Here is a 13818-nt window from a genome sequence, read left to right on the forward strand (position 1 = left end):
GCAAACTAATTTTTAATTTGAGGATTTTTGAGATGTCAAAAGAAACTTTTCAACGTAATAAGCCTCATATCAACATAGGGACCATTGGACACGTTGACCATGGTAAGACTACGTTGACAGCTGCTATTACGCGTGCGTTGTCTGGAGATGGGTTGGCTGATTTTCGTGATTATAGCTCTATTGACAACACTCCTGAAGAAAAAGCTCGTGGTATTACGATTAACGCTTCCCACGTTGAGTACGAAACTCCTAATCGCCACTATGCTCACGTGGATTGTCCTGGTCACGCCGATTACGTCAAGAATATGATCACCGGTGCTGCTCAAATGGATGGGGCCATTTTGGTTGTTTCTGCGACAGATGGAGCAATGCCTCAGACTAAAGAGCACATTCTTTTGGCAAGACAAGTGGGTGTTCCTTACATCGTTGTTTTCCTCAATAAAATTGATATGATTTCCGAAGAAGATGCTGAGCTCGTTGATTTAGTTGAAATGGAGTTGGCCGAGCTTCTTGAAGAAAAAGGATATAAGGGATGTCCAATTATCAGAGGTTCTGCTTTGAAAGCTTTAGAAGGAGATCCTGCATACATAGAGAAGGTTCGAGAGCTAATGCAAGCTGTCGATGATAATATCCCAACTCCAGAAAGAGAAATTGATAAGCCTTTCTTAATGCCTATTGAGGATGTATTTTCTATTTCTGGACGAGGAACAGTAGTAACTGGACGTATTGAACGTGGAATTGTTAAGGTTTCCGATAAAGTTCAGTTAGTTGGTCTTAGAGATACTAAAGATACGATCGTTACAGGGGTTGAAATGTTCAGAAAAGAGCTTCCTGAAGGTCGTGCAGGAGAAAACGTCGGATTGCTCCTTAGGGGTATTGGTAAAAATGACGTTGAAAGAGGAATGGTCGTTTGTTTGCCAAACAGTGTTAAACCTCATACACAATTTAAGTGTGCTGTTTACGTTTTGCAAAAGGAAGAGGGCGGTCGTCACAAGCCTTTCTTCACGGGATATAGACCTCAGTTCTTCTTCCGTACTACAGACGTTACAGGTGTTGTAACTTTGCCTGAAGGAGTTGAAATGGTTATGCCTGGAGATAATGTCGAGTTTGAAGTGCAATTAATTAGTCCTGTGGCTTTGGAAGAAGGAATGAGATTTGCCATTCGAGAAGGCGGTCGTACAATTGGCGCTGGAACTATTTCTAAAATCATTGCATAAATGTGTAAGTAATGTGTTGGCAAGGCGTTTATGCAGCCTTGCCTTTGGGTGTGTAGCTTAGATGGTAGAGCAGTGGCCTCCAAAGCCGCCGGTCGGGGGTTCGAATCCCTCCGCACTCGTATTAGATAACTGAAAGAAGAATTCATTTATGGGGCAGGATCGCCGAAGAAAATTTCTTAAAAAAGTGTCTTCAGCAAAAAAGCAAGCGGCTTTTGCAGGCAGTTTTATTGAAGAAATTAAAAAGATTGAGTGGGTAAGTAAGCGAGATCTTAGAAGATATGTCAAAATTATTTTGGTAAGTATTTTCGGCTTTGGATTTTCCATCTATTGTGTAGATTTGGCTCTTCGGAAATTTCTTTCATTATTGGGTAAAGTAACAAGCTTTTTCTTTGGTTAATTCATGTTTAAATGGTATGTCGTCCAAGTTTTTACGGCTCAAGAAAAGAAGGTAAAAAAATCTTTAGAAGATTTTAAAGAAGCTTCAGGAATGGCTGATTTTATTCAGCAGATTATTCTTCCTTCCGAAAACGTTATGGAAGTAAAAAAAGGTGAGCACAAAGTTGTTGAGAAGTATATTTGGCCGGGATACCTCCTAATTAAAATGCATTTAACGGACGAATCTTGGTCATATGTAAAAAAGACGCAAGGTGTAGTTGAATTTTTGGGAGGGGGCGTTCCTGTAGCTCTGTCTGAAGAAGAAGTAAAAAATATTTTAGCAGATTTAGAAGAGAAGAAATCTGGAATTGTTCAGAAGCATAAATTTGAAGTAGGGTCGCGAGTTAAAATTAATGACGGAGTTTTTGTTAACTTTGTTGGAATTGTTTCAGAGGTATTTCACGACAAAGGACGACTTAGCGTTATGGTTTCCATTTTTGGAAGAGAGACTCGTGTTGATGATTTAGAATTTTGGCAGGTAGAAGAAGTCTTGCCGGGGCAAGAAAGTGAATAAGAATAAGAAATTCTGTGTATTCTTATTCTCTATGTTCTTATAATTTAACTTTTTCGTTTTTCCCTCGTTATTGAGAGGAGTGCTAAGGCTGAGTAGGGTTGAATATGTCGAATAAAAAAATTATTAAAATTATTAAATTGCAAATCCCTGGAGGGAAAGCTAACCCCGCTCCACCAATTGGTCCTGCTTTGGGTGCTGCAGGAGTAAATATTATGGGTTTTTGCAAAGAGTTCAACGCGGCAACTCAGGATCGTCCGGGTGATTTACTTCCTGTTGTAATCACTGTATATTCAGATAAGACTTTTTCTTTTGTGATGAAACAGCCTCCTGTTTCTTCATTAATTAAAAAAGCTTTAGGCCTAGAATCTGGGTCTAAAATTCCTAACAGAAATAAAGTTGGTAAGTTGTCTCGAGCACAAATAACGGCGATTGCTGAGCAAAAGATGAAAGATATGGATATTGTTCTTTTGGAATCTGCTGAAAGAATGGTTGAGGGGACTGCCCGTAGTATGGGTGTAGATGTAGAGTAATTAGTTAAAGAGCTGCATAATTATGACAAAGCAAGGAAAACGCATTCGTGGTATTCGAGAGAGTTACGATTTCGCAAGATCGTACTCTTTAGGTGAAGCGATAGATATTTTAAAACAGTGTCCTGCTGTGCGTTTTGATCAAACGGTTGATGTTTCTGTTAAATTAGGAATCGATCCTAGAAAAGGCGATCAGCAAATTCGAGGTTCGGTTTCGTTGCCTCATGGTACCGGTAAAGTGTTGCGAATTTTAGTTTTTGCCGCAGGAGATAAGGCAGCAGAAGCTATTGAGGCTGGAGCAGACTTCGTTGGTAGTGACGATTTAGTAGAAAAAATCAAAGGGGGGTGGGTTGATTTTGATGTTGCTGTTGCTACTCCCGATATGATGAGAGAAGTTGGTAAGCTTGGAAAAATTTTAGGGCCTAGGAATTTAATGCCTACGCCAAAAGCTGGTACTGTGACAACCGATGTAGTTAGAGCTATTTCAGAGTTGCGAAAAGGTAAAATTGAGTTTAAAGCTGATCGAGCGGGCGTGTGCAATGTAGGAGTTGCGAAGCTTTCTTTCGGTAGTGCGCAAATCAAAGAAAATGTAGAGGCCTTGTGTGCTGCTTTAATTAAGGCTAAGCCAGCAACTGCAAAGGGACAATATTTAGTTAATTTCACTATTTCCTCGACCATGGGACCAGGTGTTACCGTGGATACTAGGGAGTTGATTGCATTGTAATTCTAAGTTTGAAGAGGAAGAATGAAAGAAGAGAAAAAATTGCTTCTTCGCGAGGTTGAGGAAAAGATAACTGCTTCTCAGGGTTTTATTTTGTTGAGATATCTGGGTTTCACTGCTGCGCGTTCTAGAAGCTTTAGAAATAATCTTTCCGGAGTCTCTGCTGAGTTTGAAGTTTTGAAAAAGAAGATATTTTTTAAAGCTTTGGAGTCTTCTGGAGTGGAGATGGGTCCAGAAGACAGCGAGGGTCACCTTGGAGTTGTGTTTGCTTATGGCGATCCAGTGTCTGCTGCAAAGCAGGTATTGGATTTTAATAAACAGCATAATGATTCTTTGGTTTTTCTTGCAGGAAGAATAGACAATGCTTCTTTGTCAGGACAAGAAATCGAAGCTGTTGCTAAATTGCCTTCTATGAAAGAGCTCAGACAACAAATAGCTGGATTGATTGCGGCTCCTATGTCTCAAGTTGTAGGAATCATGAATTCGGTTCTTTCTGGTGTTATTTCTTGTGTCGACCAGAAAGCAGAAAAAACTCAAGAGTAGTGTTAACATTCTAAAAAATAAGGGTGACAAAGTGACAACAGAAAGTTTGGAAACTTTAGTAGAACATTTGAGCGGCTTGACGGTGCTTGAATTGTCTCAGCTTAAAAAATTATTGGAAGAGAAATGGGACGTCACTGCTGCTGCTCCTGTAGTAGCTATTGCTGGTGCTGCTGCTGGTGCTGGTGATGCTCCTGCTGCTGCAGAGTCTACGGAGTTTGCTGTAATTCTGGAAGATGTTCCTGCTGATAAAAAAATCAGTGTTTTGAAAGTTGTTAGAGAAGTTACAGGATTGGCTTTGAAAGAAGCTAAGGAAATGACCGAAGGATTGCCTAAGACTGTTAAAGAAAAAACTTCTAAAAGTGATGCAGAAGACACTGTTAAGAAGCTACAAGAAGCCGGTGCTAAAGCTGTTGCTAAAGGGCTGTAAAATGTTATGGGAAAGAGAATGCTTGATTGTTGCAAGCTTCTCTTTTCGTTTAGCTGCACAGTAGCTAGGTAAAAAAGAGTTCTCGGTATATCTTAACAGATCCGTCAGGACTTAATTTTTTTAGTGTTTAGCATGGCAAGCAGAGTGTTTCTGTTGCAATGGTTTTTTCTTAGTGGAATCAAGGCGATAATATTTATCGGATGGGCGAATGTATCTGAGACTATCTAACTTTTTAGTAGTGGATTGATTCTTTTTTGCTCTAAAAGGAAAGCGTCTATTGTACGTCTATTTAAGGATTAGATAGGGGCTGAATGAAAGAATAGTATTGCCAAAAGTCTTAAAGTCTTAGGAGAGCTCGCATGTTCAAGTGCCCGGAGCGGGTCAGCGTCAAAAAGAAAGAAGATATTTTAGATCTTCCTAATCTTGTCGAAGTTCAAATCAAGTCGTATAAGCAGTTTCTTCAAGTCGGGAAGCTAGCTGAAGAGCGAGAAAACATTGGTTTAGAAGAAGTCTTCAGAGAAATTTTCCCTATTAAATCTTACAATGAAGCTACGATTTTGGAATATCTCTCCTATAACTTAGGAGTTCCGAAATATTCTCCAGAAGAATGTATTCGTCGGGGAATCACATATAGCGTTACTTTGAAAGTTCGTTTCCGTTTGACGGATGAAACGGGTATCAAAGAAGAAGAAGTCTATATGGGAACTATTCCTATTATGACTGATAAAGGGACCTTTATTATTAACGGAGCGGAGAGAGTTGTCGTTTCTCAAGTTCACCGTTCTCCGGGGATTAATTTTGAGCAAGAGAAACATTCCAAAGGGAATGTTTTGTTTTCTTTCAGAATCATTCCTTATCGGGGAAGTTGGTTAGAAGCTGTTTTCGACATCAATGATCTTATATACATTCACATTGATAGAAAAAAACGTCGTAGAAAGATTCTAGCTATGACGTTCATTCGAGCTCTGGGCTATTCAACAGATGCAAACATTATTGAAGAATTTTTCCCTGTAGAAGAGCGTTTATTACGATCAGAGAAAGATTTCGTCGTTTTAGTTGGTAAAGTACTGGCGGATAATGTTGTTGATGCGGATTCTTCGTTAGTTTACGGTAAGGCTGGAGAAAAGCTCAGCACGGCTATGCTAAAACGTATTTTGGATGCAGGAGTACAGTCTTTAAAAATTGCTGTTGGTGCAGATGAAAATCATCCGATCATTAAGATGCTTGCCAAAGATCCCGCAGATTCTTATGAAGCGGCTCTAAAAGATTTTTATCGTAGATTACGTCCGGGAGAGCCTGCAACTTTAGCAAACGCTCGTTCTACGATCATGCGCTTGTTCTTTGATCCGAAGCGTTATAACTTAGGACGTGTTGGTCGCTATAAGTTAAATAAAAAATTAGGATTTTCTTTAGATGATCAAACCTTATCTCAAGTGACTTTGAGAAAAGAAGATGTTATCGGAGCTTTGAAATACTTGATTCGTTTGCGAATGGGTGATGAAAAGACTTCTATTGATGATATTGATCATTTGGCTAATCGACGAGTTCGTTCTGTTGGAGAGTTAATTCAGAATCATTGTCGTTCTGGATTGGCAAGAATGGAGAAAATTGTTCGAGAAAGAATGAATCTTTTTGATTTTTCTTCTGATACATTGACTCCAGGGAAGATTATTTCGGCGAAGGGGTTAGTAAGCGTATTAAAAGATTTCTTTAGCCGTTCACAGTTATCTCAATTCATGGATCAGACGAATCCTGTTGCGGAATTAACGCATAAGCGACGCCTATCAGCGTTAGGACCTGGAGGATTGAATAGAGAGCGAGCTGGGTTTGAGGTTCGAGACGTTCATTCAAGTCATTATGGTAGAATTTGTCCAATTGAAACTCCAGAAGGACCAAATATTGGATTAATCACTTCTTTATCTTCTTTCGCTAAAATTAATGAGTTTGGGTTTATTGAAACTCCGTATCGAGTAGTTCGTGACGGTATTGTGACGGATGAAATTGAATACATGACAGCTGATGTTGAGGAAGACTGTGTCATCGCTCAGGCGTCTGCAGAGTTAGATGAATACAATATGTTTAAGAATCCTGTATGTTGGGCTCGGTACAAAGGGGAAGCTTTCGAGGCAGATACGAGTACAGTCACGCATATGGATGTTTCTCCTAAACAGTTAGTTTCTGTTGTAACGGGGCTGATTCCATTTTTAGAGCATGATGACGCCAACCGGGCTCTTATGGGATCGAACATGCAACGTCAGGCTGTGCCATTATTGAAAACTGAAGCAGCTATCGTCGGAACTGGATTGGAAGGTCGTGCTGCTAAAGACTCTGGTGCAATTGTTGTCGCTCAAGAAGATGGAGTGGTTGAGTACGTCGATAGTTATGAGATCGTCGTTGCTAAGAAAAATAATCCGACCCTTAAGGATAGATATCAGCTTAAAAAATTCTTAAGATCTAATTCAGGAACCTGCATTAACCAAACGCCATTGTGTTCTGTTGGTGATGTGGTTACGCATGGGGATGTTTTAGCTGATGGGCCTGCTACGGATAAAGGAGAGCTTGCTCTCGGTAAAAACGTGCTCGTAGCTTTTATGCCTTGGTATGGTTACAATTTTGAGGATGCGATCATCATCTCAGAAAAATTGATCAAGCAAGATGCGTATACTTCTATTTACATAGAAGAGTTTGAATTAACGGCTCGAGATACCAAGTTAGGTAAAGAAGAGATTACTAGAGATATTCCCAATGTTTCTGAAGAGGTTTTAGCAAATTTAGGAGAAGACGGGATTGTTCGTATTGGGGCAGAAGTTAAACCCGGGGATATTCTTGTTGGGAAGATTACTCCTAAATCTGAAACTGAATTAGCACCTGAGGAGCGTTTATTACGGGCTATTTTCGGAGAAAAAGCAGCAGACGTAAAAGATGCTTCTTTAACGGTTCCTCCTGGCACAGAGGGTGTCGTGATGGATGTTAAGGTATTCAGTAGAAAGGATCGTTTGTCTAAAAGCGATGATGAGCTTGTTGAAGAAGCTGTACATCTTAAAGATTTACAGAAAGAGTATAAAAGTCAGCTTGCTCAGTTAAAAGTAGAGCACAGAGAGAAATTAGGGGCTTTATTACTTAATGAAAAAGCTCCTGCGGCTATTGTTCATCGTCGTTCTGCAGATATTTTAGTTCAAGAAGGAGCTGTTTTTGATCAAGAAACAATTGAGCTTTTAGAAAAAGAGTCTCTAGTTGATTTGTTGATGGCTCCTTGTGATATGTATGATGTTTTGAAGGATATTCTTTCAAATTATGAAACTGCAGTCCAACGTCTAGAAGTAAATTACAAGACTGAAGCTGAGCACATAAAAGAAGGGGATGCGGATTTAGATCACGGAGTAATTCGTCAAGTTAAGGTCTACGTAGCCTCTAAGCGAAAACTTCAAGTTGGAGATAAAATGGCGGGACGCCATGGAAATAAAGGCGTGGTTTCCAAGATTGTTCCAGAAGCGGATATGCCTTTCTTAGCGAATGGCGAAACTGTACAAATGATCTTGAATCCATTAGGGGTGCCTTCTCGGATGAATCTTGGGCAAGTTTTAGAGACTCATTTGGGGTATGCAGCGAAAACCGCGGGTATTTACGTTAAAACGCCTGTCTTTGAAGGATTTCCTGAGTCGCGTATTTGGGATATGATGATAGAGCAAGGATTACCCGAAGATGGTAAATCTTATCTTTTCGATGGTAAAACTGGAGAGCGCTTCGATAGTAAGGTCGTTGTTGGATACATCTATATGTTGAAGTTAAGTCACCTAATTGCAGACAAGATTCATGCTCGTTCTATAGGACCTTATTCTCTCGTTACGCAGCAACCTCTTGGAGGTAAAGCGCAAATGGGAGGACAAAGATTCGGAGAAATGGAGGTTTGGGCTTTGGAAGCATATGGGGTAGCTCATATGTTGCAGGAGATTTTGACTGTGAAGTCTGACGATGTTTCTGGAAGAACTCGTATCTATGAATCGATCGTTAAAGGGGAAAACCTACTTCGTTCTGGAACGCCTGAGTCGTTCAATGTTTTGATTAAAGAAATGCAAGGTCTGGGGCTTGATGTTCGCCCTATGGTAGTAGATGCTTAAAAAACACTTGTTGGAGAGAAGTTAATGTTCAAAGAAGGTTCTCGAGACGATGCAGCTCTAGTGAAAGAAGGGTTGTTTGATAAATTAGAAATTGGGATTGCTTCAGATGTGACTATTCGTGACAAGTGGTCTTGTGGCGAAATTAAGAAGCCGGAAACGATCAATTATCGCACATTTAAGCCAGAAAAAGGTGGTTTGTTTTGTGAAAAGATTTTTGGACCTACTAAAGACTGGGAGTGTTATTGCGGTAAATATAAAAAGATTAAACATAAAGGGATTGTGTGTGATCGTTGTGGAGTAGAGGTTACGCTTTCTAAGGTACGACGAGAAAGAATGGCTCATATCGAATTAGCTGTTCCTATCGTTCATATCTGGTTTTTCAAAACAACTCCTTCTAGAATTGGGAACGTATTAGGAATGACCGCTTCGGATTTGGAGCGGGTAATTTATTACGAAGAATATGTTGTTATCGATCCGGGTAACACAGATCTTGTGAAGAAACAGCTTCTTAATGATGCAAAATATCGAGAAGTTGTTGAGAAATGGGGTAAAGATGCTTTCGTTGCCAAAATGGGAGGAGAGGCCGTTTATGATCTTCTGAAATCAGAAGATTTAGAAAGTCTCTTGGGAGAGCTGAAAGATCGTTTAAGAAAAACAAAATCTCAACAAGCAAGAATGAAGCTTGCTAAACGTTTGAAGATTGTAGAAGGATTTGTATCTTCTTCTAATCGCCCAGAGTGGATGGTTTTGAAAAATATTCCTGTTGTTCCTCCTGATCTTCGTCCTTTAGTTCCCTTAGATGGGGGGCGTTTTGCGACTTCTGATCTGAATGATTTATATCGTAGGGTTATTAATCGAAATAATCGCTTGAAGGCTATTTTGCGATTAAAAACTCCGGAAGTCATCGTTCGTAATGAAAAACGAATGCTGCAAGAAGCTGTGGACGCTTTGTTTGATAATGGACGTCATGGGCATCCTGTTATGGGAGCAGGAAATAGACCCCTTAAGTCTCTTTCTGAGATGTTGAAAGGGAAGAATGGTCGTTTCCGACAAAATTTATTAGGTAAACGAGTGGATTATTCAGGGCGATCTGTGATTATTGTCGGTCCTGAGTTGAAATTCAATCAGTGTGGATTACCAAAAGAAATGGCGTTAGAGCTGTTTGAGCCTTTTATTATCAAACGGCTGAAAGACCAAGGAAGTGTTTATACTATTCGTTCTGCGAAAAAAATGATTCAACGGGGAGCTCCAGAGGTTTGGGATGTTCTTGAAGAAATTATCAAAGGGCATCCAGTCTTGTTGAACCGAGCTCCTACTTTGCATCGGTTGGGGATACAAGCTTTTGAGCCTGTGTTAATCGAAGGAAAGGCTATTCGAGTTCATCCGTTGGTATGTGCAGCCTTCAATGCTGACTTCGACGGAGACCAAATGGCTGTTCACGTCCCGTTGTCGATAGAAGCTCAGTTAGAAGCTAAAGTTTTGATGATGGCCCCGGATAATATTTTCTTGCCTTCTTCGGGAAAACCTGTTGCAACGCCTTCCAAAGATATGACGTTGGGTATTTACTACTTGATGGCTGATCCGACATATTTCCCAGAGGAACATGGTGGAAAGACTAAGGTATTTAAGGATGAGGTAGAGGTTCTTCGGGCTTTGAATGCAGGAGGGTTTATTCTCAAGGATGAGATATGTGGTTCTCGTCGGGACGAAACTGGACGGGGGATTCATATTCATGAAAAAATTAAAGTCCGAATTGATGGTCAAATTATTGAGACTACGCCTGGTCGTGTATTCTTTAATACGATTGTTCCTAAAGAACTTGGTTTCCAAAATTATAGTATGCCAAGTAAGCGTATCAGTGAATTGATTTTGCAATGCTATAAGAAGGTGGGCTTAGAGGCTACTGTACGGTTTCTGGATGATCTGAAAGAGTTAGGTTTTGTACAATCTACGAAAGCTGCGATTTCTATGGGATTGAAAGATGTTAAAATTCCTGAAATCAAGAAAGAAATTTTGAAAGAGGCTTACGATAAGGTTGCTGTTGTCAAGAAACAGTATGAGGACGGTATTATCACCGACGGGGAACGTCATTCTAAGACGATTAGTATTTGGACTGAGGTTTCTGATCTTTTATCTAATGCTTTATATTCTGAAATCAAGAAGCAAACCAACAGCAAACATAATCCGCTGTTCTTGATGATTGATTCCGGAGCCCGAGGGAATAAATCTCAGTTGAAACAGTTAGGGGCTTTGCGAGGGTTAATGGCTAAACCTAACGGGGCTATTATTGAATCCCCAATTACTTCAAATTTCCGAGAAGGTTTAACTGTACTTGAGTATTCCATTTCTTCTCACGGAGCTAGAAAAGGGTTGGCAGATACTGCGCTTAAAACAGCAGATTCTGGATATTTGACTCGTCGTTTAGTGGATGTTGCCCAAGATGTTATTATTACAGAGAAGGATTGCGGTACTTTGAATCATATTGAGGTATCAACCATTCGTCAGGGCTCTGAAGAACTTTTGCCTTTAAAAGATCGAATTTATGGGCGTACTGTTTCCGAGAATGTTTACCAACCTGGGGATAAAAGTAACGTTTTAGCTTATGCGGGGGATGTATTAACTTCTGCGCAAGCTGAAGCTATTGATGATGCTGGTATCGAGAATGTGAAGATTCGTTCTACACTTACTTGTGAGAGTCGTCGAGGGGTTTGTGCTAAATGTTATGGTTTGAACCTTGCCAACGGTCGTCTGATTGGATTAGGAGAAGCTGTCGGTATTATTGCCGCACAGTCGATTGGAGAGCCAGGAACTCAGTTAACAATGAGAACTTTCCACCTCGGGGGGATAGCTGCGACGTCCTCGACTCCAGAAATTGTTGCCGAATGTGATGGAATTCTTGTTTATTTAGATTTACGTGTTGTTGTGGATCAAGAGGGTAATAATCTTGTTCTTAACAAGATGGGAGCGCTTCATTTAGTTCGGGATGAAGGTCGAAGTCTGAATGAGTATAAGAAGCTTTTAAGTACGAAGTCCATCGAAAGCTTAGCAACATTCCCAGTAGAATTAGGAGCTAAGATTTTAGTTAATGATGGTGCTGCTGTTACTACTGGACAGAGGATTGCTGAGGTAGAGCTTCATAATATTCCTATCATTTGTGATAAGCCAGGATTTGTTCATTATGAAGATTTAGTGGAAGGAGTTTCTACAGAGAAGGTCACGAACAAGAATACAGGGCTTGTTGAGTTGATCGTAAAACAGCATAGAGGGGAATTACATCCTCAGATTGCTATATATGCTGATGCTAATATGAAAGAGTTAGTTGGTACGTATGCTATTCCTTCCGGAGCTATTATCTCTGTTGAAGAAGGGCAACGTATTGCTCCAGGGATGCTGTTAGCAAGATTGCCTAGAGGAGCAATTAAGACTAAAGATATTACCGGAGGTTTACCAAGAGTTGCAGAATTAGTAGAGGCTCGTAAGCCTGAAGATGCTGCTGATATTGCTAAAATTGATGGGGTTGTTGATTTCAAAGGTATTCAGAAGAACAAGCGAATTTTAGTTGTTAGGGATGAGATCACGGGAATGGAAGAGGAGCATCTGATTTCTCTGACTAAACACTTGATCGTTCAAAGAGGAGACAGCGTAATCAAGGGGCAGCAGTTGACTGATGGTCTAGTTGTTCCACATGAGATCCTTGAGATTTGTGGGGTTCGTGAATTACAAAAATATTTGGTTAATGAAGTTCAGGAAGTGTACCGTCTACAAGGCGTAGACATTAATGACAAACATATCGAGATTATTGTTCGTCAGATGTTACAAAAAGTACGCATTACTGATCCGGGTGACACAACGTTGTTGTTTGGGGAAGATGTAGACAAGAAAGAGTTTTATGAAGAAAACCGTCGTACGGAAGAAGATGGTGGGAAGCCTGCGCAAGCTGTTCCCGTACTGTTAGGAATCACTAAAGCTTCTTTGGGAACAGAGTCCTTTATTTCGGCAGCCTCATTCCAAGATACGACTAGGGTGTTAACAGATGCTGCTTGTAGTAGTAAGACGGACTATCTGTTAGGGTTCAAAGAAAATGTAATCATGGGACATATGATTCCTGGTGGTACAGGGTTTGATACGCATAAACGTATTAAACAACATCTTGAGAAAGAGCAAGAAGACCTGATCTTTGATTTCGATAGTGAGTTTGAGTCTGTAGCCGGTTAGTAGCCTACTGAAAAAACTTATAAAAGAGGGGGATTATGGTTTATAACCCTCTTGAATAGTATCGTTTTTTTTGATAGGCTTCACTCAAAGTCAAAAATTGACAAGGTGTTTATGTCTAGCCAGTTCGATCAGCTTAAGCTTTGGAGTGTCCTTGTTGCGGATACCGGGGATCCTGCTGTAATTAAAACATTGGAAGTTCAGGATGCAACAACAAATCCTTCTTTAATTTTAAAAGTTGCCCAGGAGCCCAAGTACCAGTCGATGTTAACAGAAGCGATCGCTTGGGGAATTCGACAGAACGGCGATGATGTCCAGACTCTGGCTTTTGTTTTAGATAAGATTCAGGTGAATCTGGGCCTGGAGATTTTAAAGCGTGTTCCTGGTCGAGTGTCGTTAGAGATTGATGCTCGGCTTTCTTTTAACACAGAGGCAATGGTTCAGCGAGCTGTTTTCTTGTCCCAACTTTTTGAGAAGATGGGGGGAGATAAGAAGCGTTTGTTGATTAAAATCCCTGGGACTTGGGAGGGTATTCGTGCTGCGGAGTTGTTAGAGAAACAAGGAATTGCTTGCAATGTGACTTTGATTTTTAGTCTTGTACAAGCTATTGCAGCAGCAAAAGCAAAGGTGACGTTGGTATCACCTTTTGTTGGTCGTATTTATGATTGGTGGATAGCTGCTTATGGTGCAGAAGGATACTCTATTGAGGCTGATCCTGGAGTTGCTTCAGTAGCCAATATCTATTCTTATTACAAAAAATTTGATATTCCGACTCAGGTTATGGCCGCTTCTTTTAGAACAAAAGAGCAGGTTCTTGCTTTGGCAGGGTGTGATTTTTTGACTATTTCTCCTAAGTTATTAGAGGAGTTAAAAAAAGAGCAACAGCCTGTGGAAAGAAAATTAAGTGTTGAAGAGGCTAAAAAGCTAGATATTCAGCCAGTAGAGTTGTCCGAAAGTGTATTTCGATTCTTAATGAATGAGGATGCTATGGCAACCGAGAAATTAGCTGAGGGTATTAGGCTTTTTTCTGGAGATACTCAGATTTTAGAATCTGCGGTTACGGAGTTTATCAAGCAGATCGCTGCTCAGAATGCATAGTCTTGC

At 40.3% G+C, this 13818-nt stretch carries 10 protein-coding genes and 1 tRNA gene; all 11 read left to right on the forward strand.

All coding sequences use genetic code 11. From position 1 onward, the window contains the following. The first annotated feature begins 32 nt into the window (after positions 1-32). The 11 genes from tuf (at position 33) to tal (ending at position 13812) form a co-directional block, all read left to right on the forward strand. The gene (tuf, locus tag IJ490_RS00460; RefSeq protein ID WP_291891288.1) at positions 33-1217 is read left to right on the forward strand and encodes an elongation factor Tu; all 1185 of its coding nucleotides are present in this window, start codon (positions 33-35) and stop codon (positions 1215-1217) included. Between the two features lie 46 nt (positions 1218-1263). Next, a tRNA-Trp gene (locus IJ490_RS00465) sits at positions 1264-1336 on the forward strand. Positions 1337-1365: 29 nt separating this feature from the next. Next, entirely contained in the window at positions 1366-1614 is a 249-nt protein-coding gene (secE, locus tag IJ490_RS00470; RefSeq protein WP_291891290.1) for a preprotein translocase subunit SecE, read from the forward strand. A gap of 3 nt (positions 1615-1617) precedes the next feature. Continuing rightward, the gene (gene nusG / locus IJ490_RS00475) at positions 1618-2166 is read left to right on the forward strand and encodes a transcription termination/antitermination protein NusG (protein ID WP_291891292.1); all 549 of its coding nucleotides are present in this window, start codon (positions 1618-1620) and stop codon (positions 2164-2166) included. Between the two features lie 104 nt (positions 2167-2270). Then, positions 2271-2696, forward strand: a complete 426-nt coding sequence (gene rplK / locus IJ490_RS00480) for a 50S ribosomal protein L11 (RefSeq protein ID WP_291891294.1) — start codon at positions 2271-2273, stop codon at positions 2694-2696. 22 nt (positions 2697-2718) lie between these two features. Beyond that, positions 2719-3417 (forward strand): 50S ribosomal protein L1, encoded by a 699-nt coding sequence (rplA, locus tag IJ490_RS00485; RefSeq protein WP_291891297.1) that lies wholly within the window; start codon positions 2719-2721, stop codon positions 3415-3417. A 21-nt stretch (positions 3418-3438) separates the two neighbouring features. Next, positions 3439-3957, forward strand: coding sequence for a 50S ribosomal protein L10 (gene rplJ / locus IJ490_RS00490; RefSeq protein WP_291891299.1), 519 nt, complete (start codon positions 3439-3441; stop codon positions 3955-3957). A 31-nt stretch (positions 3958-3988) separates the two neighbouring features. Next, complete coding sequence (rplL, locus tag IJ490_RS00495) at positions 3989-4384, forward strand: 50S ribosomal protein L7/L12 (RefSeq protein WP_291891301.1); 396 nt, start codon at positions 3989-3991, stop codon at positions 4382-4384. A gap of 359 nt (positions 4385-4743) precedes the next feature. Beyond that, on the forward strand, positions 4744-8502 hold the full coding sequence (gene rpoB, locus IJ490_RS00500; RefSeq protein ID WP_291891303.1) for a DNA-directed RNA polymerase subunit beta: 3759 nt from the start codon (positions 4744-4746) through the stop codon (positions 8500-8502). A gap of 24 nt (positions 8503-8526) precedes the next feature. Continuing rightward, positions 8527-12717: a DNA-directed RNA polymerase subunit beta' gene (gene rpoC / locus IJ490_RS00505; RefSeq protein ID WP_291891305.1), complete on the forward strand. Its 4191-nt coding sequence runs from the start codon at positions 8527-8529 to the stop codon at positions 12715-12717. A gap of 111 nt (positions 12718-12828) precedes the next feature. After that, complete coding sequence (gene tal, locus IJ490_RS00510; protein ID WP_291891307.1) at positions 12829-13812, forward strand: transaldolase; 984 nt, start codon at positions 12829-12831, stop codon at positions 13810-13812. The last annotated feature ends 6 nt before the right edge of the window (positions 13813-13818 follow it).

The organism is Chlamydia sp., from assembly GCF_017472245.1.
In the GTDB taxonomy this organism is placed as follows: Bacteria; Chlamydiota; Chlamydiia; order Chlamydiales; family Chlamydiaceae; genus Chlamydia.